General features: G+C 70.2%; 22 protein-coding genes. 14 read left to right on the forward strand and 8 right to left on the reverse strand.

What is annotated here, in order from left to right; genetic code table 11:
* The first annotated feature begins 79 nt into the window (after positions 1-79).
* From N0B31_RS06250 to N0B31_RS06265, 4 genes are read left to right on the forward strand one after another with little or no spacing between them, the layout of a single operon-like run.
* The gene (locus N0B31_RS06250; protein WP_260594992.1) at positions 80-1,039 is read left to right on the forward strand and encodes an ABC transporter ATP-binding protein; all 960 of its coding nucleotides are present in this window, start codon (positions 80-82) and stop codon (positions 1,037-1,039) included.
* Positions 1,036-2,871, forward strand: coding sequence for an ABC transporter permease (locus N0B31_RS06255; protein ID WP_260594993.1), 1,836 nt, complete (start codon positions 1,036-1,038; stop codon positions 2,869-2,871). Before N0B31_RS06250 ends, N0B31_RS06255 begins: the two co-directional genes overlap by 4 nt.
* Complete coding sequence (locus N0B31_RS06260; RefSeq protein ID WP_260594994.1) at positions 2,864-3,925, forward strand: ABC transporter permease; 1,062 nt, start codon at positions 2,864-2,866, stop codon at positions 3,923-3,925. The genes N0B31_RS06255 and N0B31_RS06260 overlap by 8 nt, the downstream gene beginning before the upstream one ends.
* A gap of 47 nt (positions 3,926-3,972) precedes the next feature.
* Positions 3,973-4,947 (forward strand): aldo/keto reductase, encoded by a 975-nt coding sequence (locus tag N0B31_RS06265; protein ID WP_260594995.1) that lies wholly within the window; start codon positions 3,973-3,975, stop codon positions 4,945-4,947.
* Between the two features lie 34 nt (positions 4,948-4,981).
* Here N0B31_RS06265 and N0B31_RS06270 read toward each other — a convergent pair whose 3' ends face one another.
* Complete coding sequence (locus N0B31_RS06270) at positions 4,982-6,088, reverse strand: PGF-CTERM sorting domain-containing protein (RefSeq protein WP_260594996.1); 1,107 nt, start codon at positions 6,086-6,088, stop codon at positions 4,982-4,984.
* A gap of 154 nt (positions 6,089-6,242) precedes the next feature.
* Between N0B31_RS06270 and N0B31_RS06275 the strand changes: the two genes are divergently transcribed.
* Positions 6,243-6,896, forward strand: a complete 654-nt coding sequence (locus N0B31_RS06275) for a helix-turn-helix domain-containing protein (RefSeq protein WP_260594997.1) — start codon at positions 6,243-6,245, stop codon at positions 6,894-6,896.
* 25 nt (positions 6,897-6,921) lie between these two features.
* On the opposite strand, the gene N0B31_RS06280 is transcribed toward N0B31_RS06275, so the two are convergent.
* Both N0B31_RS06280 and N0B31_RS06285 read right to left on the reverse strand, forming a co-directional pair.
* Positions 6,922-7,551, reverse strand: coding sequence for a hypothetical protein (locus N0B31_RS06280; protein WP_260594998.1), 630 nt, complete (start codon positions 7,549-7,551; stop codon positions 6,922-6,924).
* A 78-nt stretch (positions 7,552-7,629) separates the two neighbouring features.
* Positions 7,630-8,535 carry a DUF4349 domain-containing protein gene (locus tag N0B31_RS06285; RefSeq protein ID WP_260594999.1) on the reverse strand — a complete coding sequence of 302 codons (906 nt, stop codon included), beginning with the start codon at positions 8,533-8,535 and terminating at the stop codon, positions 7,630-7,632.
* Between the two features lie 117 nt (positions 8,536-8,652).
* Here N0B31_RS06285 and N0B31_RS06290 point away from each other — a divergent pair, with 117 nt between their 5' ends.
* The 3 genes from N0B31_RS06290 (at position 8,653) to N0B31_RS06300 (ending at position 11,623) form a co-directional block, all read left to right on the forward strand.
* Positions 8,653-9,393, forward strand: a complete 741-nt coding sequence (locus N0B31_RS06290) for a YqjF family protein (RefSeq protein WP_260595000.1) — start codon at positions 8,653-8,655, stop codon at positions 9,391-9,393.
* 215 nt (positions 9,394-9,608) lie between these two features.
* Positions 9,609-10,094 (forward strand): PH domain-containing protein, encoded by a 486-nt coding sequence (locus tag N0B31_RS06295; RefSeq protein WP_368389229.1) that lies wholly within the window; start codon positions 9,609-9,611, stop codon positions 10,092-10,094.
* Positions 10,091-11,623 (forward strand): PH domain-containing protein, encoded by a 1,533-nt coding sequence (locus tag N0B31_RS06300; RefSeq protein WP_260595002.1) that lies wholly within the window; start codon positions 10,091-10,093, stop codon positions 11,621-11,623. Before N0B31_RS06295 ends, N0B31_RS06300 begins: the two co-directional genes overlap by 4 nt.
* 34 nt (positions 11,624-11,657) lie before the next feature.
* Here the strand turns inward: N0B31_RS06300 and N0B31_RS06305 are convergent, their stop codons facing one another.
* Both N0B31_RS06305 and N0B31_RS06310 read right to left on the reverse strand, forming a co-directional pair.
* Entirely contained in the window at positions 11,658-12,689 is a 1,032-nt protein-coding gene (locus N0B31_RS06305) for a hypothetical protein (RefSeq protein WP_260595003.1), read from the reverse strand.
* A 236-nt stretch (positions 12,690-12,925) separates the two neighbouring features.
* Complete coding sequence (locus tag N0B31_RS06310; RefSeq protein ID WP_260595004.1) at positions 12,926-13,264, reverse strand: VOC family protein; 339 nt, start codon at positions 13,262-13,264, stop codon at positions 12,926-12,928.
* A 121-nt stretch (positions 13,265-13,385) separates the two neighbouring features.
* On the opposite strand from N0B31_RS06310, the gene N0B31_RS06315 reads away from it, so the two are divergent.
* Positions 13,386-13,838 (forward strand): pyridoxamine 5'-phosphate oxidase family protein, encoded by a 453-nt coding sequence (locus N0B31_RS06315; RefSeq protein WP_260595005.1) that lies wholly within the window; start codon positions 13,386-13,388, stop codon positions 13,836-13,838.
* Here N0B31_RS06315 and N0B31_RS06320 read toward each other — a convergent pair.
* Positions 13,835-14,545, reverse strand: a complete 711-nt coding sequence (locus tag N0B31_RS06320) for a cytochrome c biogenesis CcdA family protein (protein ID WP_260595006.1) — start codon at positions 14,543-14,545, stop codon at positions 13,835-13,837. The two genes, N0B31_RS06315 and N0B31_RS06320, sit on opposite strands and share 4 nt — an antisense overlap.
* 3 nt (positions 14,546-14,548) lie before the next feature.
* Positions 14,549-15,049 carry a TlpA family protein disulfide reductase gene (locus tag N0B31_RS06325; RefSeq protein WP_260595007.1) on the reverse strand — a complete coding sequence of 167 codons (501 nt, stop codon included), beginning with the start codon at positions 15,047-15,049 and terminating at the stop codon, positions 14,549-14,551.
* A gap of 102 nt (positions 15,050-15,151) precedes the next feature.
* Here N0B31_RS06325 and N0B31_RS06330 point away from each other — a divergent pair, with 102 nt between their 5' ends.
* Both N0B31_RS06330 and N0B31_RS06335 read left to right on the forward strand, forming a co-directional pair.
* A complete protein-coding gene (locus N0B31_RS06330) occupies positions 15,152-16,405 on the forward strand; it encodes a DUF3179 domain-containing protein (RefSeq protein ID WP_260595008.1) in 1,254 nt (417 codons plus the stop codon).
* Positions 16,406-16,460: 55 nt separating this feature from the next.
* Positions 16,461-17,321 (forward strand): DUF7537 family lipoprotein, encoded by an 861-nt coding sequence (locus tag N0B31_RS06335; RefSeq protein WP_260595009.1) that lies wholly within the window; start codon positions 16,461-16,463, stop codon positions 17,319-17,321.
* 24 nt (positions 17,322-17,345) lie between these two features.
* Here N0B31_RS06335 and N0B31_RS06340 read toward each other — a convergent pair whose 3' ends face one another.
* Positions 17,346-19,025 carry a potassium channel family protein gene (locus tag N0B31_RS06340; protein WP_260595011.1) on the reverse strand — a complete coding sequence of 560 codons (1,680 nt, stop codon included), beginning with the start codon at positions 19,023-19,025 and terminating at the stop codon, positions 17,346-17,348.
* Positions 19,026-19,111: 86 nt separating this feature from the next.
* On the opposite strand from N0B31_RS06340, the gene N0B31_RS06345 reads away from it, so the two are divergent.
* From N0B31_RS06345 to N0B31_RS06355, 3 genes are read left to right on the forward strand one after another with little or no spacing between them, the layout of a single operon-like run.
* Positions 19,112-19,381, forward strand: coding sequence for a CDGSH iron-sulfur domain-containing protein (locus N0B31_RS06345; protein ID WP_260595012.1), 270 nt, complete (start codon positions 19,112-19,114; stop codon positions 19,379-19,381).
* 51 nt (positions 19,382-19,432) lie between these two features.
* A complete protein-coding gene (locus tag N0B31_RS06350; protein ID WP_260595013.1) occupies positions 19,433-21,991 on the forward strand; it encodes a penicillin acylase family protein in 2,559 nt (852 codons plus the stop codon).
* Positions 21,988-22,329: a hypothetical protein gene (locus N0B31_RS06355; protein WP_260595014.1), complete on the forward strand. Its 342-nt coding sequence runs from the start codon at positions 21,988-21,990 to the stop codon at positions 22,327-22,329. The genes N0B31_RS06350 and N0B31_RS06355 overlap by 4 nt, the downstream gene beginning before the upstream one ends.
* The last annotated feature ends 8 nt before the right edge of the window (positions 22,330-22,337 follow it).

Here is a 22,337-nt window from a genome sequence, read left to right on the forward strand (position 1 = left end):
GGCAGTGATGGCCCTTCGGTTCAGCCCCGACCCGACGCGAACGTTTAGGGGAGCCCCCCGCATCGGTGGGCCCAATCGGATGATCGAGGTAGCCGAGCTACGCAAGGAGTACGGCGGCTTCGTCGCCGTCGAGGGGAGCACGTTCTCGGTGGCACCCGGCGAGGTGTTCGGCATCATCGGCCCGAACGGGGCCGGCAAGACGACGACGCTGAAGATGCTCGCCGGCCTCGTCGAACCGACCGCCGGCGAGGCTACGGTCGCCGACCTCGACGCCGGCGACCCCGCCATGCGTCAGCGGCTCGGATTCCTCCCCGAGGAGTCACCGCTCTACGAGGAGATGACGCCACTCTCGTACCTCCGGTTCTTCGCCGACCTCTACGGGGTCGACCGCGACACGGCCGACGAGCGCATCGAGCGGACGCTCGACCGGCTCGACCTCGTCCACCGCGACCGGGCACTCGGGGACGTCTCGAAGGGGATGAAGCGGAAGGTCGCCATCGCCCGCTCGCTCGTCAACGACCCGGACGTGCTCATCTACGACGAACCAGCCTCCGGGCTGGACCCGCTGACCACGAACTACATCATCGATTTCACGCGCGACCTCGCGGACCGGGGCAAGACCGTCGTCTTCTCGGCACACAACCTCTACCACGTCGAGTCGGTCTGTGACCGCATCGCCATCATGAACGAGGGGACCGTCGCCGCCCAGGGGACGGTCCCGGACCTGCGCGAGCGCTACGGCGAGACCGAGTACCACGTCTACACGACCAGGCGGGTCGACGGGGCGGACCCGCGCGAGGACGGCGACGGGTTCGTCACCGTCGTCGACTCGATGGACGCCGTCGACGCCGTGCGCGAACAGGTCCGCAAGCGCGGTGGGTCGGTGCTGGACCTCCGGACCGTCGAACCGTCGCTCGAACGGGTCTTCCTCGACCTCGCCGAGCGCGAGAGTGCGACGCCGGCGCCCTCTGCACGCGCCACCGCGAGCGAACCAGTCGCCACCACCGACACCGATGGCCCCACGCAGGGCACCGAATGAAGCCGCCGCTCCGACCCCGGATCGTCGCTCGTATCGCCCGCTGGGAGGTGCTGAAGGGGGCCGGCACGGTCGACCGGAGGTCCGTCGCCGTCCTCGTGGTCGCCCTGCTCGCCGTCGTACCTGTCGGCGTCCTCGCCGCCAGCGGCGGAGTCGCGCTCGACGAGGGTATCTACCGCGTCGGCATCGAGCCCTCCAGCCCGTACTACGAGGTGGCCGAGGCGGACCCGACGTTCCGCGTCGCCGGGACCGGTGCGGGTGCCCTCGCGGGCGGCCTCCACCCCGACGAGGGGTACGACCTCGTCGTCGAGGGCCGTCGCATCACGCTCGCCAGCGACGACGACGGCTTCACCGCGAAGTCGCGGGCAGCACTCGCGGCGCTCCGCGAGTCCGTCGGGTCGTTCAACGACGCCCGGATGCGACTCGAGGGGAACCGAACTGCGGCCGCGCCCGTGACCGTCACGCTCCGGTACACCGAACGCGAACGCGTCCGCGAGGTCGTCGCCCGGCGGGCCGGCGACGGTGTGGGGGACGACGCCAGCGGCGGGGGCCGTGGTGGCTCTGGCGACGGTCCGCACGGCGGGCCCACCTCCGACGACGCTGACGCGAGCAGGGGGGACCCGTCGAGTGATGGCGGCTTCGGCGCACCCAGCCTCGGCGACGACCTGTTCGGTACCGGCACGTCGACGGGCGCGCCGTCGGACATCGCTCCACCGTTCCCGTTCCAGTCGCTCGTCCTCGCGTTCGCGTTCGTCGTCCCGCTGAACTTCGTCGTCCAGGCGTACTCCTCCTCGATACTCCGTGAACGCATCAAGCGCCGTGGCGAGTTGCTCCTCGTGGCACCCGTCGCGCCCCGCGAGATCGTCGCCGGCAAGACGCTCCCGTACTTCCTCGGGGCACTCGCCATCGCCACCGGTATCACCCTCGTCGTCGGTGGCGGCCCACTCTCCGTCCTCGCCGTCGTCCCGCTCGCGCTCCTGTTCCTCGGTGCCTCGTTCGTCGGTGCGATGTTCGCCCGGTCGTTCAAGGAGCTCACCTTCGTCACCGTCTCGGTGTCCGTGTTCCTGACGACGTTCGCGTTCGTCCCCGCCATCTTCACCGACATCGACAGTGTGGCCCTCATCTCCCCGCTCACGCTCGTGGTGCGGGACCTGACGGGCGCCCCGGTCTCGGCCGGCGACGTGGCCTTCGCCACCCTGCCGACGACACTCGCGGCCCTCGTCCTGTTCGCGCTCGGGACTGGCGTCTACCGCGAGGAGGATATGTTCACCCAGCGCCCCGTCCACCTGAAGGCGCTCGACGCGCTGGCGGGACGCATCAGCCGGCCGCGTTCGCTGGTGCTCGTGACGGCGCTGCTCGTCCCGTTCGTGTTCGTGGCCGAACTGCTCGCCGTCGCCGTTCTCTACCCGGCGCCGCGCGGCCTCGCCGTCCCACTCGTCCTCGTCGCGGTCGCCGTCGTCGAGGAGTTCGCCAAGTCCGCGCCTGTCCTCGCCGGGTTCGTGAACGCCCGTTACTCGCGGGACTACCGGACCGCGCTCGTCGCGGGTGCGGCCTCGGGCCTCGGCTTCTTCCTCGCCGAGAAGTTCACCCTCGTCGCCCAGCTGGTCGGTCTGCCGAACCAGGACGTCGGGAGCGCAGCCATCGGCGTCGGGCCTGGCGTCTCGCCACTCGTGCTCGTCGCGCTCTTGGTCGCGCCGCTCGCGCTCCACGTCGTCACCGCCGCCATCTCGGCGCTCGGCGCCGCGAGGGACACGGAGTGGTGGCTCGTCGGCGTGGGGACGGCCGTCCTCGTCCACGTCGCCTACAACCTCACGGTGGTGACCCAACTTGTCTGACCGCCCCCTCCGCTCGCGGTTGACGGTCTCGAAGCGCGATCTCTCGGCGCTCTCGCGGGAGAAGACCATCGTCCTCGCGTTGCTCATCCAGCTGTTCGTCGCCGCCTTCTCCTCGTTCCTCGTCGTCGGACTCACGTCGCTCTACGCGCCGGGGTCGGTCGAGGGGGGCGACGTGACGGTCGCCGTCGTCGGCGACGCGAGCGACGAGTTCGTCGACGCCGCGGCCGAGGTCGAGGGCCTCGTCGTCGCCGAGTACGACAGCCTCGACACCGCGACGGGCGCCTTCGAGGTGGACCAGGCACAGGCGGTGGTCGAAGCGCGAACCGAGGACGACCGCATCCGGGTCACGGTGACGGCGCCCGCCTCCAGCCTGCGGAAGACCGTCGTGGTCGTCCGCCTCCGTGAGGCGCTGGAGGCGCTCGAACGGACCGAACGCGTCGAACGCTCGGCCAACCTCGAGCACGAACTCGTCCCCCTGCCGCCGGAGGTCGACGCCAGCCCCTACCTCGGGTTCTCCTACACCGTCCTCGTCCCGCTCTTGCTGTTCCTCCCCGTGTTCATCTCGGGGTCGGTCGCGGTCGACTCGGTGACCGAGGAGGTCGAGCGGGGCACCCTCGAACTCCTCCGGGTGGCGCCGCTCTCGCTCACGGAGATCGTCGAGGGGAAGGGCCTCGCCGCGGCCGGCCTCGCCCCCGCACAGGCCGCGCTCTGGGTCACGATGCTCTCGCTCAACGGTATCCCCGTCTCGAACGTCGTCGGCGTCCTCCTGTTCGTCGCGGCGCTGTCCGTCATCGTCGTCGGTGGCGGCGTGGGGGTGGCGCTCGCCGTGCCCGACCGCCAGCGTGCGCAGTTGCTCTACTCGCTGGGCGTCCTCGGGGCGTTCGCGGCCGCGGCGTTCCTCCCCGAACCGCCCGCGACCACCGCGGCCCGCCTCGCCATCGACTCGCCTGCCGCGACGACACTCCCGTCGGTGGCGGGCTACGCCGTCGTCGCCGTCCTCGTCGTCGTGGGTCTCCGTCTGTTCGTCCGACGGGTCGACCCCGAGTCCCTCTGATTCCCTCCGGGAGCGGGATTTTTGTCGGGCGCCCACGACGCTCGGCCATGGAGTACACCACCCTCGGTGACACCGGCGTGACCGTCTCGAAGCTCTGTCTCGGCTGCATGTCGTTCGGTGACCCGGACTGGCGCGAGTGGGTCCAGGAGGAGTCGTTCGGCCACGACCTCGTCGAGCGCGCCATCGACCTCGGCATCAACTTCTTCGACACCGCGAACATGTACTCTCGCGGCGAGTCCGAGCGCATCCTGGGCGACGCGCTGGAGGGGTACAAGGACGAGAGCGTCGTCGCCACCAAGGTGTTCTTCCAGATGGACGACGACGACCCGAACTCCGGCGGCCTGTCGCGCAAGACCATCGAGACGCAGCTGGACGCCTCGCGCGAGCGCCTCGGGATGGACACCATCGACCTCTACCAGACCCACCGCTGGGACTACTCCACCCCCATCGACGAGACGATGCGCGCGCTCTCGGACGCGGTGCGCCGCGAGAAGGTCCGGTACCTCGGTGGCTCCTCGATGTGGGCTCACCAGTTCTCGGAGGCGCTCCACACCAGCGACGACCTCGGGCTCGAGCGGTTCGCCACGATGCAGAACCACTACAACCTCGCCTACCGCGAGGAGGAACGCGAGATGCTCCCGCTCTGCGAGAAGGAGGGCATCGGCGTGCTCCCGTGGTCCCCGCTCGCCCGCGGGTTCCTCACCCGCCCACACGAGGAGTACCTGACGACCACGCGCGCCGAGACGGACGACCACGCGCAGGCCCACCCCTACGCCGACAACGGGGGACGGGAGGTCAACGAGCGCGTGCAGGAACTCGCCGCCGAGGAGGACGCCTCGATGGCACAGATCGCGCTCGCGTGGCTCCTCCACAAGGAGTGGGTCGACGCACCCATCGTCGGCACGTCCAGCATCGAGCACCTCGAGGAAGCGGTGGCCGCACTCGACATCGAGTTGAGCGACTCGGACATCGAGTACCTGGAGGAGCCCTACGAGCCGGTGCCGGTCTCGGGCCACCGGTAGCGCCGCCAGCCCCCCGAGTCACTCCTCATCCCGCTCACTCTCGCCGCGCGAACAGGAGTGCGCCGGCCAGCAGCCCCACGAGCGTCGCCACCGCCCCGAACCCCGGACCGGCCGAGGCCGTGGGCGTCCGCTCGTTCAGGGCCGCCCAGCCATCCCTGGTCGTCGACACGGGTGTGACCGTCTCCGTCGCCCCCACCGCCGGGGCGGCCGTGTCCGCCGCCGTCGCACTCGCCGGCGCGGGCGTCGTCGCACTGCTGGGACTCGTCGGTGTCGGCGTGGGGTCTGGTGTCGGCGTGGGGTCTGGTGTCGGCGTGGGGTCTGGTGTCGGCGTGGGGTCTGGTGTCGGCGTGGGGTCTGGTGTCGGCGTGGACGTGGGCGTCGGCGAGGGGAACGGCGTTCCCTGTTCGGGCGGCGTGCGGGTCGGGGTGGGTTCGACGGTCGCCGCCGGGGTGGGGGTCGGCGTCGGACTCACCGTCGGGGCCGGCGTGGGCGTCGGCGTGTCGGCCGACGGCGGCGGCCCGAGCCTCTCGACGGCCTCCTCCCGGTCCGCACAGTCACAGACCGCGAACCAGTGTGAGGTGGTCGTCTCCTCGACGTAGGTCCTGTCGGGCTTCGTCCCCGCGAGCGATGCCTCGATCTGGTACCACCCCGGCTCCGACGGGTTGTCGAAGCAGTTCGTCGTGAGCGAGACGAACTCGTCGCCGGCGTCCAGGTTCGTGGACCTCCCGAACGCGTCACCCTCGTCGTAGAAGTCGGCCCTGAACACGTCCTCGTCGATGGTGGTCGACTTCACGTACTGGGTGAGCGACTCGTCGGTCGCGGTCCCATCGGCGTCGTTCCCCCGGTCGATGCCGAACACCTCGGAGTTCGACGGCCCACACCCGGTGAACCCCCCCTCGTCCCAGCGAGCGACGATGTAGTCGAGGGAGGCGATGTCGATGGGCGAGACGGAGAACTGCTCGTAGGTAGCGTCCTCGAGTCCCGGCTGGCGGTCCACGGGGACGACCTCGAAGTCGGCCCGTACGCCGTGGGGGGAGCCGCTGGCGCCACCCGCGAGGAGGGTCGTCGAAACGACGACGGACACGAGGAAGAGGACCGCGAGCGAGGGTGCGAGCGTTCGAGCGGTCGACTGACGGGACATGCTGCTCGGCCGAGAGACGACGAGTGTGGGCCTATGCTTGTTGCCGACGATTGAAGGGAGTACTAAACCCCCCATAGGTCGGGAGAAGCGCTGCTGACGGCCGTCGAAACGACTGGACGGTAGTTATATGCCAGCGTGGCCGTTTGTCTCCGCTATGCGGCACGTGACGTTCGTCGTTGTTCCGAAAGAGGGTGGGTTACACCCCGCTGCCGACGCCCTGGAGGCGCACCCGTCTATCTCCCGTGACACCATCCTCCACCTGAACCTGCTCAACGACGGCACCGCGGTGGCGCTGGACCACCACCGTGGCGACCCGGAGGTACTGCGCGGGATACTGGCCGACTGCCCCGACATCATCCGCTACGACGTGACGGAGGGCGAGGACGGACTGGAGGCGTACATCCACTTCCACCCCAACGAGGCGGCGGCGGCGCTCCTCTGGCTGACCAACGAGTTCGAACTCATCGTCGAGACCCCCATCGAACCCGCCGACGAGTCCGGCGCCATCCGCGTCGGCATCATCGGAGCCGACGACGTCGTCCAGCGTGCCATCGACTACGTCCCGGACAACGTCAGGCTGGAACTCGAACGCCTGTCGGACTACGAACCCGGCTCGAAGGAGCTGATGGCGATGCTCACCGACCGACAGCGAGAGATCCTCGCCACGGCCGTCGAGGTGGGGTACTACGACGTGCCACGTCGCGCCACCCACCAGAACATCGCGGACGCGCTCGACCTCTCGACGACGACGGTCGGCGAGCACCTCCGGAAGATCGAAGCGAAACTCCTCTCGGACATCGTCAAGTAGCCAGGCCGACCGCCGCGACGCCTCCTCACTCCGCCAGTCGACTGCCGACGTACCCCGTCACCGCGCCCACGAGACCCGTCGGGATGCCCACCTCCACCAGCGTCGGCCGCAGGTCCGCGACGGCGAACGGGCCGGACGAGGACGACGACCCGGCCGCCGCGTCCGACGCCGCCGCCGGCGCGTACTGCGAGAGGACGCCGAACGTGAGGAACAGCGCGAGCGCCGCCAGCACGTAGAACCCGAGCGTCGAGGAGACGCCGGAGAGGCCCGCCACGAGTACCCCCCGGTCGGGGTACGACCGCCCGACCGACAGCCCCGCGACGGCGGCCAGCACCGGCCCCAGCAGCATCGTGTTCACGACGGCCAGGACGAGGACGATCCCGACCAGCGTGTTGTCGAGCGGGTTCGCTCCAGGGTCGACGAACGTCTCGATGAGGAAACCGATGGTGAAGTTGGCCGCGAGACCGTAGCCCACACCGACCACGGCGAACGTCGCCAACACCCACCCGGCGGTCCGGAGCGACGGTCTCGAGGCCCCCGCGGCGACCGATTCGTCGTCCGTGACGGTCCCCCCTGCACCCGTTCGCACCCCCCCGCCACCGTCGGCTCTGGTCCGCTCGGGGCCGACCTCGCCGACAGGCTCGTCCGTGCTCATGGCCGTCCACACCGGACCCGAGCGCCTAACGCTGGTGCCGTCTCACGACGGCCGGTTTTGCCCCGCTCGCGGGCCGACTCAGCGGAACCGGTAGACGAACGCCCCGAGTCCCGCGACCGGGAGTCCGAACGCCAGCACGTAGGGGAGTGCGTACGCGAGGGCGACCGCGATTGACTGGAACGCGACGACGACGCCGTTCACCGAGGACGTGAACGCCGAGAGGAGTCCGGTCTCGTGGAACCCCGGCTTCGGTTCGGGAGTGACATCCGGCCGGGGCTCGTGGAGGGTCACCGTCACCGTCGAGAGTGCGACCCGGTTGCGGAGCGACTCGCGCTTGGCCTCGAGCCGCTCGACCTCGCCCTGCACCTCCGAGAGCCGTTCCTCGACGGCGAGCACCTCCTCGGTGTCGCTCGCGTTCTCGTAGAGCGCGCGGAGTCGCTCACGCTGGGCTTCGAGGTTGTCGATGCGAGCGTTCAGGTCCACCAGCTGGTCGGTCACGTCCTGTCGGTCCGAGGTGGCCGACTCGACCGTCCCCACGCCGCGTGCGCCCGCGTACACGTCCGAGAAGTTCCCGCTGGGCACCCGGAGGACGAGCCGACCGCGCGTCCACGTCTCGTTGCCGCGGCGTTCGACCTCCCGGTTGGACGTGGCGACGAAGCCGCCGCGCGATTCGACCAGTTCGCGGAGGGACTCGCTAGCGTTCTCGAAGGAGTCGACCTCGGCCGAGACGGTGGCGGTCCGGATGATGGCGCGGTCCGCTCGGACCTGTCCGGAGGTGCCCGTCGCGTCGTCGGAACTCGAGGCGGCGGCCGCCGTCGCCTCGGGTTCGGCCTCGGGGGCACCCCCGCCGTCACCGCTGCCGCGGGAGAGTGACGTGTCCCCGCCGTCGCCACTATTGTCGCTCAGACCGGCCCCGCTACACCCCGCGAGGAGGACGAGCACCACGGTCGCGACCACCGCCAGTCGTCGGCTACGCGTTGGCATGACTGGAGGATGGACAGACGCACGAAAGGCTACGTCGGAAGCTCAAACGCCCGTTTTACTCTAGCCACGACCGTCCGGCACCGTCAGACCGAAACCCTCGCGCACCGTAGGTGAACCATGGCCAGCACCGACGCGGTCGGCGAGCGACGGTCGGGCCCGACGCCGCTCCTCGAGATGACGTGGGAGGACCTGCTGTTCGCCCACTGGTCGGTCGACCCGGCCGTGGTCGCCCGACGGCTCCCCGCGGGCTACGAGGTGGACACCTTCGACGACGAAGCGTACCTCGGCGTCGTCCCGTTCGTGATGCGGAACGTCCGCCCGGCGTTCCTCCCCTCGCTCCCCGGTCCGTTCGACCGGACGTTCGGGGAGTTGAACCTCCGCACCTACGTCCGGGGGCCCGACGGCACGCCCGGCGTCTACTTCTTCAACCTCGACGCCGACGACCTGCTCTCGGTCGGCGTCGCCCGGTCGCTGTTCCGCCTCCCGTACTACCGGGCCGAGATGGACGTGGACCCGAGCGGTGGGTCCGTCACCTTCCGGAGCGAGCGGACCCACCGGAACGTGCCAGCCTGTCGGTTCGAGGCGACGTACGGCCCCGACGGCGACCCGTTCACCCCCGAGGAGGCGACGCTCCCGCACTTCCTCACCGAGCGCTACCGGTTCTACACCGTGGACGACGGCGGCCGGACGTACTACGGCGACATCGGCCACGAGCCGTGGACTCTCGTGCCGGCGACGGCCGACATCCGCCGGAACGACCTGTTCACCGCCAACGGGTTCGAGCGGCCTGACGGCGATCCGTCCCTCCTCTACGCCCGCCGCATCGACGTGACCGCCGGTCGGGTCCACCGGGTGTAGTCGAATGCCGGAACTATTTGTCGGTGGCCGGTGGAGTGCGGACGATGAGTGACGGTGACGGTTCGAGCGACGCCGAGACGGCCACCCGGTCGGCGCGGGCCGAGGAGTCACCGGCGTCGGGGGGGACCGACGCGGTCAGCGAGGAACCGGCCGCAGACGAGGCCGGCACACCCGAGACCCGAGGCGCCGAGGCGTCGGCGCCCGCTCCCACGGAGATAGACGTCGGCGACCTCGTCGGCCCGGAGCGCCGGCTGGACCCGAAGGTGCGGTACGTCTGGGTGCTACAGGCCGCCATCTCCTCGCTGATATTCGGCGTGATGGTCGGACTCCCGGCGTTCCTCGTCTTCGAGCGGCCGTTCGTCGGCCCCGCCGTCTTCTTCCTCGTGTTCACCGTCGGCGCGACGCTCGCCGTGTTCCGGTACCGCCGGTGGAGTTACCAGGTTCGCGAGGACTCGCTGTTCCTCGACCGCGGGGTCGTCACACAGACCAGGACGGTCGTCCCGTACGTCCGCATCCAGCACGTCGACGCCTCACGCGGACCGGTCGAGCGAGCGTTCGGACTCGCCACGGCCGTCGTCTACACGGCCGGCTCTCGCGGGGCCGACGTCTCCATCCCCGGGCTCACGCCCGAGCGGGCCGACGACCTGCAGGACCGCCTGAAGCGACTCGCCATCGCCGCCGAGGGCGAGGACGCCGTATGAGCCAGCGCCTCGCCCCCCTCTCGGTCGGCTACCGGGCCATGGAGACGGCCGCCCGACTCGGCTGGATCCTCATCTTCGTCACCTTCGGTTCCTCGCAGGTGCTGGAGGCGTGGCAGACCGGCCTGCTCGTCGTCGGGGGACTCCTCGCGGCCGGCCTCTATCAGGTCGTCTACTGGCAGCGCTTCGAGTACGAACTCACCGCCGACACGTTCGACATCCGCTCGGGCGTGTTCTCCCGTCGGACCCGCGAGATCCCCCTGCGCAGGGTCCAGAACGTCGACCTGCAACGCAACGTCGTCCAGCGGGCGCTCGGGCTGACGGAGGTGCGGCTGGAGACGGCTGGCGGGTCGGACACCGAGGCACAGCTCCGGTTCGTCACGGAGACCGAAGCCGAGCAGCTCCGCGCCGAGATATCGCGGCTCAAGCGGGGCGCCGCGGAGACGCCAGCCGGTGAACCCGCCACCGAACCCGAGGCGGAACTCCTGTTCGCCGTCACCCCCCGTGAGCTGTTCGTGCTCGGTATCGTCAGCGTCGACCTGCGACTGCTCTCGCTGGTCACCGTCGTCCTGCCCATCCTCGTCCCGTCGGTGGGCGCCGGGATGGGGCCGGTGCAGGACCCGCTGGTCGCGTTCGCGCTGAGTGCGCCCATGGCTGCCGCCGTCATCATCGTCGTCGCCGCGCTGATATCGGGGCTCTACTCCGTCACGAACTACTGGGGGTTCGAACTCCGTCGGGCAGAGGACGAACTCCGGTACGACCGTGGCCTGTTCCAGCGGTTCTCGGGGACCATCCCGCTGGCGAAGGTGCAGGCCCTCTCGCTCACCGAGAACGCCCTCGCGCGGCGGCTGGGCTACGCCTCGCTCTCCGTGGAGACGGCGGGCTACGGTCCCGGCGACGCCTCCGGCTCACAGTCGGCGGTCCCCATCGCCGAACGCGACCGTGTCGTCTCGCTGGCCCGGTCGGTCGAGCCGTTCGGACCGGTGGAGTTCGAGCGGCCGCCGAAGCGGGCCCGGCTCCGGTACGTCGTCCGGTACACCGTCGTCGCCCTGTTCGTCGTCGCGGCCGCGTACGCCGCCAACCGGTTCACCGGGTTCACGTTCGCGTGGTACGTCGCGTTCGCGCTGCTCCCGCTCGCCCCCGTCGGTGCCCACCTGAAGTGGCGGAACCTCGGTTACGCCCTGCTGGAGGACCACTTCGTCGCCCGCGGCGGCTTCTGGTCGCGAGAGACGCGCATCGTGCCGTACTACCGCGTCCAGACGGTCATCGAGTCGGCGACGGTGTTCCAGCGGCGACGCGACCTCGCGACCCTCGTCGTCGACACCGCGGGGAGCGGTGGCCTGACGGGGAGCGACGCCCGGGCACTCGACATCGACGCCGACCGGGCGGCCGAACTCCGGGACGTCGTCGAGGAGCGCCTCCAGCGCGCGCTGGACGACGCGCGTGCCGAACGTCGTCGCCGACGGCTGGTGGAGCTGCAGCGGACCGAGACGGGCGGGTTCGGCGGGGACGTCTCCCCCACCGACGACTGACAGTGACCCGGTCGGTCGCTCGTGACGTGCCGCTTCAGGAGACTCCGCCACCGAGGATGCCGTCCCCGGACGACGTGGCCTCCTCGTTGGCGGCGGTGAGCGTGAGTTGCGTCGTCGCCACCATCACCGCCGGGTGGGTGCCGGCGATCCGCTCCAGACCGGCGTACCCGACGTTCTGCTCGGGCCACGCGGTCGGACTCGTCGCCTCCTCGTAGGTCGGGAGCCCGTCGGTCCCGTTCATCGCTAGCGGGGAGTTCGACGCCGAGGTTCGCAGCGAGACGGTGAACCGGAGCCCGATGTACCGGGTGGCGTTCGTCCCGTCGGCCTCGTTGTCGAGCAGGGACGTGTCGCCGGCGGACCCGTACGAGCCGTTGAGCAGGTTCCCGCCGCCGCTGATACTGAACCCGCTGAGGTAGTCGCCGGGGGTCTCGCCGATGTCGGAGTCGCTCCCCGGTAGCCCAGCGTAATCGGGCCGTGAGTCCGTGTCCGAGAACAGGACGATGGGCGGGATCTCGCTCGCGGGCGGCTCGCTCTTGAAGTAGTCGTCAGTCCGGCTGGTCCGTTCCGAGGCACGGCTGAACAGCGGGAACCGGCCGCCACCCTCCGGGAACACGCCCGAGGTACCCTCGTTGGTGAGCTTCTCGGGGTAGAACTCGTCGTTGTCGAGGAAGGGCGTCTCGCGGAACACCGGGACGTAGCTGTCCTGTAGCAGGGGATAGGTCCCGTAGTCGTTACCGAGCGTCTGGTAGATGTCGTCTCGGAGCGCGTCTATCTCGCTCTCCCACGCGGGGAGCACGACCCCACCAGGGCCCTGTTCGAGTCGTGCCTCCACGAGGATGCGGGCGCGTTCCACCACCTCGTCGAACCCGTTCCACTGGATTCGCAGCCGCGGCTTCACGAACACCTCGGTGATGTTCCCGTCGTCGTTGGTGACGGTGCCGATGTTCTGGCTCTGTACGTTGAGCGTCGAGCCGGCCTGCGCCGCCCCGAGGCCAGTCGCCCCGAGGCCGAGCGCGCCGACGACGCCCAGACCGCCGACCGTCTTGAGGTAGGTTCGTCGTTCCATGGTTGTCCGAGCCGACGGGGCGAACGAGACGGCGACCGAAGCCTCCCAACCCCCCGAGGGCTCCATCCGTCGCTGAGGAGTGTACTGCGATAGTTACAGACTCGTTGAACTGTCAGTCTGGCTGCCCAAACTTTCACAGACGACGACGAAAGTCGAAGGGGGTCGCTGGCGTACGGAAGCTTGCCTGTAACGACGCTAAGAGTGTACTAACCACGTGACGTACCCGCCGTCGGGACCTACTCGAAACACTGGAACTCCACGACCCGCCCCTCTGGGTCGTCGGCGAAGAACTGGTAGATACCGTAGGTCTCGTTGAGGTGGGGCGTCTCGCGGGCGGCCGCGGCGAGGCGCTCGTGAGCCGCGTCGACGCCGCCACGGTCGGGGACGACGAACGTGAGGATGCCGTCGGTCTCCGGGTCGGCCCGGTCGCAGAAGCCGAAGTGGAAACCGTCGTACTCGAGGATGGTGCAGTCCGGTTGCTCGCGCCAGACCGTCGCGCCCACGCGCTTCGTGTAGAAGTCGACGACCGCGTCGAGTGCGCCGGTCCGGAAGAAGACGATGCCTCCTTCGTCCATGTCGGTCGGTGCGTGGCCCCCGGCAAAGCGGTTGGGGTCTCGCCGCCGGGAGCCCCGACCGGCGAGGCAGTTCGTCGCACGCCCACGGCTGGTTGAAGTCGCGTCGGCTGGTACTCAGTGTATGGACTCCATACGATACGTCGAGACCATCGGGATGACCGACGAGGAGGCGATGACTCGCCTCGAGGAGACCCCGTCGGGCGTCCTCGCCCTCGCGAAGTCCGACCGGGCGTACGCCATCCCCATCTCACACACGGTCCAGGCCGGGCGGCTCTACCTCCGGCTCACCGACGAGGGGGACAGCGAGAAACTGGAGTTCCTGGAGCAGACCAGTGAAGCCACGTTCGTCTGCTACGGCGAGGAGGGGAACGCCTCGTGGAGCGTCGTCGTCCGGGGCGACCTCGAGGAGGTGGGCACGGACAAGACGGGCGAGAACCCGTTCGAGCCCATCCGCGTGTTCGGCGACGACGTCTCCGAACTGACCGTCCGGGTGTTCGCGTTCCGCGACCCCGCGCTGACGGCCCGGCGGACCGTCGGCGAGCAGCCGTGGGAGGTGGTCCTCCCGCGCGACTAGAGCAGTCGCAGGACGCCGAGGTAGTCGAAGTCGAAGACGAACAGGTAGAGCTGCGTCACACCGGCGAGCGCTAGCAGCGCGCCCGCGACACGCGAGACGCGGCCGGTGTTGCGCTGCAGGACGTGGAGCAACCCCTCCCGGCCCAGCGCCGACAGCAGCGTCACGGCGACCATCAGCACCGACATCCCGAGAGCGTAGGCGCCGAGCGTGACCGCGGCCCCGACCGGACCGTTGCCGAGCGCGAACAGGGCGAGTCCGACGAACACCGGCGCGGTGCAGCCGGCGGCGGCGACGCCGTAGACCACGCCGAACAGGAGGTAGCCGGTGGCCGACCGGCGGCGCTCGGGGAGCGGCAGGTGGAAGGCGCTGGTGTCGACCCGGCCGCTCGCCATCGCGACGCCGAGGACGACCAGCAGCCCCCCCACGAACACCTCGAGGAGGGCGATGTCGGCGAGCGCGCTCGCCCCGAGCGACGCGACGATTGCGGCGAGGACCCCGTAGACGATGAAGAACCCCAGCGAGGCCAGTAGCCCCACCGCGGCGGCCCGGCGGACCCGACCGGTCGTGGGCGTCCCGTCCGATTCGCCGTCACCTCGCCCGAGGTAGAACGCCACGTAGCCCGGCAGGAGCGGGAACGCACACGGCGCGAAGAACGTCGCTACCCCGGCGGAGAACGCGAGTCCAATCCGGAGCGAGTCCACCTCCATCACTCACCCGCCCGCGCCAGCCTCGCGGAGTCGTTCGACGATGCGCTCGGCACGCGCGAGGCCGACGTGACGCCACACCTCGGCGCCCGAGGCGTCGAAGACGAGCAGGGTCGGCATCGCGGTGACGCCGAAGCGGTCGTTGGTCCGCAGTTCGGTGTCCGTCGCCACCGGCCAGGTTCCATCGTACTCGACCCAGAACGAGCGGATAGCCGCCTCGTCAGCCTCGTTGGTGATGGAGAGCATGTGGAGGTCCGGGAACCGCTCGCGGACGGCACGGAGTTCCGCCATCTGTGGCTTGCAGGGCGCACACCACGTCGCCCAGTAGTCGAGCAGGGTCACCTCGTCCGGGAGGACGGCCACGGGGCCACCCGGTGACCCCGCCACGTCGAGAGACTGGAGCGTCTCACCCTCCGGCGCGGCGTCCGAACTGCCACCCAGACACCCGGCGAGCGTGGCCAGCCCGGCCACCACCCCCGCCCGTACGAACGACCGCCGCGTGTGCATGGTTCGACTACTGCTCGAGCTGTGTATAGCCGCACGGCGATTGTGAGCAGTAGACACACGACCCCGTCGCACCTTATCGTTCGCGACGGCGAATACGTCCCCATGAGACGGCGACGCTATCTCGGCGTCCTCGGGGCTGGCGGGCTGGCCGGGCTGGCCGGATGTCTCGACGGGCTGACCGGCGGTGGGCCGGGCGACGGGAACACCCCCAGCGAGTCGGCCACCGACGGGGGCGACACCGCCACCGCAGCCGGCAGGGACGGCGACACGGCTGGCGAGCGGACGCTGGTGAACGGCGTCAGGGTGCCGGTCCCCGACTCGGAGCTCCGCCGTGGGGCGGGCATCGACGCCATCCCCGCCATCACGGACCCCCTGTTCGCGGCGGACTGGGACGGACTCGAGATGGACGCCCGCAGTCGTACGGGCATCGAGTACACCTCCCGACCGGCGCTCGTGGACGACGACCGGGTCCTCGTCGTCGAGCGAGACGCCGTCTCCGGGACGCTCGGGACCGACGAACCGACCGGGCTGGCGTCCGCCCGTGCCTACCCGCTCCGGGTGCTCAACTGGCACGAGATCGTCAACGACGACTACGGCGGCCCGTTGCTCGTCACCTACTGCCCGCTCTGTGCGAGCGGCGTCACCGCCGTTCGTCGGGTGAACGAGAGCCGCGCGGTGTTCGGCGTCTCCGGCCTGCTCTACCGGAACGCGCTGGTGATGTACGACCGGCAGACGCGGTCGCTCTGGTCGCAGATCGCCGCCGCGGCCATCCAGGGCGTCCAGACGGGGGACACGCTCACCCTCGTCCCGTCGACGCTCACGACGTGGGGCGAGTTCCGCGCGACCCACCCCGACGGTGAGGTGCTGTTGCCCCCGCCCGAGTCGAACACGGTCACCGGACGTGACCAGACGCGGAACTACGACGAGAACCCGTACGCCGCCTACGAGAACACCCGGCGCATCGGCCTCGGCGGCGAGTTCGACGACGACCGACTCCACCCCAAGACGATGGTCGTCGGCGTCGCACACGACGGAGTGGCCCGCGCGTATCCCCTCCAGCCGGTGCAGGACGCGGGCGTGGTGAACGACACCGTCGGCGACCTGCCCGTCGTCGTCGCCGCCACCGCCGAGGGGACGCTCGTCGCGTACGAGCGGACCGTCGACGGCGAGCCGCTGACGTTCGAGCGCGAGGGCGCCTTCCTCGTCGGTGGCGGGTCGCGGTGGCGCGTGGTCGGTGGCCGGGCCGTCGACGGCCCCCACGAGGGACGGCGGCTCGCGCAGGCCAACGAGGTGTCGCCGGAGTTCTTCTTCGCGTGGCTCGACTTCCACCCCGAAACCGAGGTGTACGGCCTCTGATGAACGGCTTCGGCGGCTGAGGGGTTCGCGGGATCTTTTGTCAGGTGGGACGTTCGTGAACGAACGAACATGGACAGACGTCTCGCCGCACTCGTGCTGGCAGCCCTGCTGTCGCTCTCGGGGGTGTTCGTTCCTCGGCGCCGCCCCGCTCGGCCCCGGAACACCCACACCGGACGCCGCGCCGGGAGGGACCGCCACCCAGACGCCGACCGACGGGGACACGGAGAGCGCGACCGCGACGCCGACGGCCGTGCCGCTCCCGGCCGGCTACGGCCCCTCCGGCGCGGCGAACCTCGGTGTGGCGCTCGACCGACACCAGACGACGCTCGTCGACAGCGGGTCGTTCACGGTCAGGTACCAGGCGACCCTGCTGACGGACCCGGGTCGGTCGTCGCTCTCGGCGGTCCGGTCGACGAACGTGCGTCGGGAGCGCGGCTACGAGGCCACGAACGTCTCGAACGGTCCCGTCCGTGAGCGGTTCGTGACGAACGGGACCGCCTACGTCCGGACCGGCCCGGTCGACGGCGAGGCCTCCTACGACACCGCCGCCGACGCCGGCTACGACCCCCGTGCGTACACGGCGGCGGACCTCGTCCGGCCAGCACTGGAGAACGTGACGTACAAGAACGCCGAACGCATCGAGCGCGGGAACCGGACGTTCTTCCGCTACCGGGCCAGCGAGGTCCGGAACCTCCAGTCCCTGCTCGGGAGCGGCGTCGACCCCGCGAACGTCACCGCGTTCGACGCGGGCCTCGTCGTCGCGGCAGACGGGTCGGTCCAGCGGGTCGTCTACCAGGCCACGGTGGACCGTGGCGCCGAGCAGTTCACCGTCCAGGTCCGCGTCGACCTGGTCCAGCAGGGTGGGGTCGTCCTCGACGAACCGCGGTGGCTCGACGAGGCGAAGCGGTCCGCCTGAGGGGGCTCTCGCCACGCTACGCTCTCACTCCCCGACGAACGACGAGAAACGGCTCATGTCCTCGTCGGTGCCCGCGACGACGAGCGCGTCGCCCTCCTCGATGCGGAAGTCCGGGCCGACGTCCGTGAGCGTCTCGCCGTCGCGCTCGACGGCCAACACGGTCACACCGGTCTCTGCACGCACGTCCGCCTGCGCGAGCGTGGTACCGGCGAGACGGCCACAGCTGATACGGACGAGCTCCACCTGCTGGTCGAACGAGATGACGTCCTCGTCGAGAATCGAGGAGGCGAGCATCCGGCCGGCGACGGTCGCCAGCGCGAGGACGTAGTCCGCCCCCGCCTGGTAGAGTTTCCGCACGGTCTCGGTCGCGTCGGCACGGGCGATGACCTCGATCTCGGGCGCGAGTTCGCGCAGCACGAGCGTGGCGAACACTGCGTCGGTGTCGTCGCTCACCGCGAGGATGACGGTCGACGCCTCGGCCACGTTCGCCTTCCGGAGCGTCTCCGCCTCGGTGATGTCGCCCACCACGTCGACGCCCGGCCGTTCGCGCCGGTCGACGACGATCGTCTCGCGCTCCTCGACCTCGTGGGCGACGGTCGTCCCTACCTCCCCGAACCCGGCGACGATGACGTGCCCGGAGCCGAACTGGCGGCGCTCGGAGAGGGTCACGTCCTTCACCTTCGACAGTTGGGCCTCGCTGCCCGCGACGACGAGGATGGTCTGGTCGTCGATGTGGGCCTGCGGCGGGGGTGGGGAGGCGAACTCGCCGCGGAACCACGCGCCCACGATGTTGGCACCCGTCTGCTCGCGGATGCCGGAATCGGCGACGGTCCGACCGACGATGTCGCTGCCGGCCTGGACCGGCAGCTCGACGATGTCGAAGTCCTCGTCGATCTCGATGGCGCCGTCGAGCCGCGGCGTGATACCGGCGGTCACCTTCTTCGCGAGGCTCTCCCCGATGAGCTGGCGGGGGCTGAGCACCTCGTCAGCGCCCGCGTAGCGGTGGTAGACCTCCATCTCGGGCTCCTCGACGAACGTGATTATCTCGACGTCCTCGGCACTCCGTGCGGCCAGCGCGATGGAGGCGTTGACCTCCTCGTCCACGTCCGCGACCACCGCACGGGCCGCGTCGAGCCCTGCACCCTGCAGGTCCTCGGTGAGTTCGGGGTCGCCGTGGACCACGTTCAGGTCCGTCTCGACGTAGAGTTCGTTGGCGAGTTCGCGGTCCGGTTCGACGATCACGTAGGGCCGGGTACGCGACGTGAGTTCGTCGACGAGTGCCTGTCCGCGTGACGTGTAGCCGGCGATGACGACGTGGTCCGAGAGCCCCTCCACCGAGGTGGGGGCGGTCTGGGAGATGCGCTCTTCGACCCACGGCGCGAGGAAGACGGGGAGCGCGAGGAAGACCAGCGCCACCCCAGTGAGCTGCATCAGGGCTCCGTAGTACCGCAGTTGCCAGGTGGTCCAGAGGTTCGCGTCCTCACCGTAGCCCGTCGTGGTGAACGACTCGATGACGACGAGGAACGCGGCAGAGAACTCCCGGTCGATGCCCTCGAGGGCATCCATCAGGAACTGATAGATGAGCGTGTACGCGAGTGTGACTACCACGAGCATCAGCAGGTACCCGAGGACGCGGTCACGGCGGCTCGTCCGCCGCGCCGCGTCCCGGCGCCCCCGCCCGGTCAGTAGCGCCACCCATTCCATACCGGACCCGACTGCAGGCCCGCGCATAACGGTTTGGACAGCGGTGGCGCCCGAAGGCTCAAGCCCGTGGCCCGGTCCTCTCCGGTATGCGAGAGGTGACCCACGAGGCGACGGGGCCCCGGTACCTGACCGAGGACGACATCGACGACGAGAAGGGTGACATCGCGGTCTGTCAGTGCGGCCTCTCGGGGGACCGCCCGTTCTGCGACGGCTCGCACCGCGCCACGGAGGACGAGGCCCCGGACACGCGGTACAAGTACGACGACGACCGCCCGGGCGAGCGGCGAGTGGTCGAGGGGTTCGTCTTCGGGTCGGAGCCGGAGGACGCGGAGCGAGGCGAGCGACCGAGGGACTGACCGTCCGTTCGGTGCGAACACTTATTCGCCGTCCGGCGGTCGGTCGCAGGTATGCGAGACGACTTCATCCACGCGGCGGTGACCGTCGCGTGTGCGGCCCTCCTCGTCCTGAGCGCTGTCTTCGCCGGGGGCTTCCTCTCGCTCGCCGCACCCGTCAGCGGCGAGGCGTGGGGCCCGGCGTACGGCGCCAACGACGGCTCCGTGGCCGACACGGTGGCCCGGACCGCCACCGGAGCCAAACGCGTCGAGAACCCGTACGGCACCGCGACGGTCCGGTACGACGAGGACGGAGTGCCCCACATCACCGCCTCGAACGAGCGGGCGATGGCGTTCGCCGTCGGCTACGTCCACGCCCGTGACCGACTGTTCCAGATGGACCTCCAGCGACGGCTGATGGCCGGAAACCTCTCGGCCGCCTTCGGCGCGCAGGCGGTGGAGTCCGACCGCTTCCACCGCAAGATGGGGTTCGAGGACGCTGCCGAGGCCTCGTGGGAGACCATCCAGGGCACCGAGTCAGGCGAGAGCGTCGCCGCCTACACCGAGGGCGTCAACCGCTACATGGACGCCCAGCCGCTGCCACTCGAGTTCCGGCTGAACGACTACGAGCCGACGCGCTGGGACGAGGTGGACACCCTGCTGGTCGGGAAACTCATCGCGTGGCAGTTGACCGGTGACTTCCGTGACGTCCAGCAACAGACCGTCGAACAGCGACTCCCGGAGGCCGCCGACCTCTACCCGCAGCAACTCGACCACGACTCTGCCATCGTCGACCGGGCGGTGGGCGGGGAGGTCGTCGCGGGCGAGACGGCCTCGATGCCCACCGACGCCGAGCGAGCCTCGCTTGAGGCACCGGGCGACGGTGGGCGCGCGGTCGGCGACATGCGCGCACTCTACGAGTCGCTCGCACCCTACCAGACCGAACCCGGCATCGGGTCGAACTCGTGGGTCGTCTCCGGCGAGCACACCGACAGCGGCACCCCCATCGTGGCGAACGACCCGCACCTCGGGCTGACGGTACCGCCGGTCTGGTACGAGCAACACCTCGTCGTCGAGGACGGGGGCGAGCGCTCGCTCGACGTGCGTGGTGTCGCGTTCCCCGGCCTCCCGGTCGTCGTCATCGGCCAGAACCGGGACGTGGCGTGGGGGTTCACCAACGTCGGCGCGGACCAGACCGACCTCTACAGCTACGTCCGGCCGAGCGAGGACACCTACCTGTACGAGGGCGAGGAGCGGGAGATAGAACGGACCACGGAGACCATCCCCGTCAAGGACGGCGAGGACGTCGAGGTGACCATCGAGCGGACCGTCCACGGCCCGCTCCTCGAGCGCGAGGGCGAGGAGGTCGCCGTCTCGTGGCTCGGTCTCGCCGGCACCCGCGAGGCACAGGGTATCCGCGGCCTGAACCACGCCGAGGACATCGACGACGTGGAGGCCGCGGTCCGGCTGATGGACACGCCCACGCAGAACATCGTCGCGGCCGACCGCGACGGCGGGACGTACTTCCGCATCACCGGGCGCTACCCCATCCGGACCGTCGACGGCGAGACGGTGCCCGGCAACCGGGTGTTCAACGGCTCCGCTGGCCACGGCGAGTGGCAGGGCTGGGAGCCCTATGGGCAGGTCGACTGGGACGGCCCCGGCTTCCACGACTACGAGGAGGTGCCACACGTCCGCGACCCCGAGTACCTCGCGACGGCGAACCAGCGGACCATGGACGACCCGCCGTTCTACATCTCGTACTCGCCGGGCTACGCGGACCCCTACCGGGGGGCACGCATCTACGACCGTCTCGACGCCCGCGTCGAGAGCGACGACCCCGTCACCCGCGAGTTCATGCAGCAGGTCCAGCGCGACGTGCGTTCGGCCGCCGCCCAGGAGTTCAAGCCGATCATCCTGAACGCGACCGACGCGATGGAGCCGGAGACGCGGGCGGCGGCAGCGCTCGAACTGGAGGACTTCCGCGGCCGGATGCGGCAGGGCTCCGAGGACGCGCTGCTCTACGCGCTGTTCCGCGACCACTACCGCAACGCGACGTTCTACGACGAGTACCACCCCGCCGGCCTCGACGAGAGCTACTACCCGAAGTACTCCACGCTCGCGGGCCTCCCGGCAGACTCGGAGTGGTTCGACGACGAGCGCACGCCCGAGACGGAGACGCGGGCCGACATCGTCGCCCGCGCGATGCGCCTCGCCGTCGAGGAGCGCGAGGAGCGCGGTCTGGAGACGTACGCCGACTACAACGTGGTCGACCTGAACCACCCGTTCCCCGTCGAGGCGCTCGACTACCCCGAGGCACCCACGGACGGCTCGCTGTTCACCGTCTCGAACTTCCGCGTCAACCGCGGGACGCAAGCCGGAAGTTCGTGGCGGATGGTCGCCACCTTCGGCTCGCCTTCGGTCGGTATCATCCCCGGCGGGCAGTCGGCCAACTACTTCTCGCCACACTACGCCGACCAGCTGGACGAGTGGCGCGAGGGCGAGTACCGCGAGTTCACGTTCGAGGTGGAGGGGACCCGTGAGATCGTCTTCGTCGAGGGAGGTGAGTCGCTCGCAGAGCGACGAGTCACGTCGGACGAGCGAGGCGGGTCCGACGGAGGTGCAGGCGAGTGAGTCTCCTGACTCCCGCGGCACTGACCGATCTGCGCGAGGGTGACCGCGCCGACCTCGTGCTGGCCGGCGCGTTCCTCGTCGGCGTCGTGCTCGGCTCGGTCCACTGGGTGGGCCTCGTCGCTGGTGGCGCGCTCGTCGGCCTCGCGGCCCCGACACTGCGCCGGGCGTTCCTGTCGGGGCTCTACCTCGGCGGGACCGTCCTCCTGCTGTTCGCGCTCTGGCTCCTGCTCGTCGGGACGTTCGGCAAGTGGGCCGCGATGGGGCAGCTGACCCTGCTGTCGGTGGGTGCCTCGCTCCTGCTCCCGCCGCTCGGTGCGGGGATTCGCGGCCTCGTCTGACCGGTCGA

This window comes from Salinirubellus salinus (assembly GCF_025231485.1).
GTDB lineage: Archaea > Halobacteriota > Halobacteria > Halobacteriales > Haloarculaceae > Salinirubellus > Salinirubellus salinus.

Bases quoted from the DNA above. Each gene is read 5' to 3' on its own strand.
- N0B31_RS06330 (WP_260595008.1), top strand. From the start codon at position 15,152: ATGAGACGGCGACGCTATCTCGGCGTCCTCGGGGCTGGCGGGCTGGCC.
- N0B31_RS06345 (WP_260595012.1), top strand. From the start codon at position 19,112: ATGCGAGAGGTGACCCACGAGGCGACGGGGCCCCGGTACCTGACCGAG.
- N0B31_RS06340 (WP_260595011.1), bottom strand. From the start codon at position 19,025: ATGGAATGGGTGGCGCTACTGACCGGGCGGGGGCGCCGGGACGCGGCG.
- N0B31_RS06280 (WP_260594998.1), bottom strand. From the start codon at position 7,551: ATGAGCACGGACGAGCCTGTCGGCGAGGTCGGCCCCGAGCGGACCAGA.
- N0B31_RS06315 (WP_260595005.1), top strand. From the start codon at position 13,386: ATGGACTCCATACGATACGTCGAGACCATCGGGATGACCGACGAGGAG.
- N0B31_RS06320 (WP_260595006.1), bottom strand. From the start codon at position 14,545: ATGGAGGTGGACTCGCTCCGGATTGGACTCGCGTTCTCCGCCGGGGTA.
- N0B31_RS06250 (WP_260594992.1), top strand. From the start codon at position 80: ATGATCGAGGTAGCCGAGCTACGCAAGGAGTACGGCGGCTTCGTCGCC.
- N0B31_RS06285 (WP_260594999.1), bottom strand. From the start codon at position 8,535: ATGCCAACGCGTAGCCGACGACTGGCGGTGGTCGCGACCGTGGTGCTC.
- N0B31_RS06255 (WP_260594993.1), top strand. From the start codon at position 1,036: ATGAAGCCGCCGCTCCGACCCCGGATCGTCGCTCGTATCGCCCGCTGG.
- N0B31_RS06305 (WP_260595003.1), bottom strand. From the start codon at position 12,689: ATGGAACGACGAACCTACCTCAAGACGGTCGGCGGTCTGGGCGTCGTC.
- N0B31_RS06275 (WP_260594997.1), top strand. From the start codon at position 6,243: ATGCGGCACGTGACGTTCGTCGTTGTTCCGAAAGAGGGTGGGTTACAC.
- N0B31_RS06300 (WP_260595002.1), top strand. From the start codon at position 10,091: ATGAGCCAGCGCCTCGCCCCCCTCTCGGTCGGCTACCGGGCCATGGAG.
- N0B31_RS06290 (WP_260595000.1), top strand. From the start codon at position 8,653: ATGGCCAGCACCGACGCGGTCGGCGAGCGACGGTCGGGCCCGACGCCG.
- N0B31_RS06270 (WP_260594996.1), bottom strand. From the start codon at position 6,088: ATGTCCCGTCAGTCGACCGCTCGAACGCTCGCACCCTCGCTCGCGGTC.
- N0B31_RS06265 (WP_260594995.1), top strand. From the start codon at position 3,973: ATGGAGTACACCACCCTCGGTGACACCGGCGTGACCGTCTCGAAGCTC.
- N0B31_RS06325 (WP_260595007.1), bottom strand. From the start codon at position 15,049: ATGCACACGCGGCGGTCGTTCGTACGGGCGGGGGTGGTGGCCGGGCTG.
- N0B31_RS06350 (WP_260595013.1), top strand. From the start codon at position 19,433: ATGCGAGACGACTTCATCCACGCGGCGGTGACCGTCGCGTGTGCGGCC.
- N0B31_RS06310 (WP_260595004.1), bottom strand. From the start codon at position 13,264: ATGGACGAAGGAGGCATCGTCTTCTTCCGGACCGGCGCACTCGACGCG.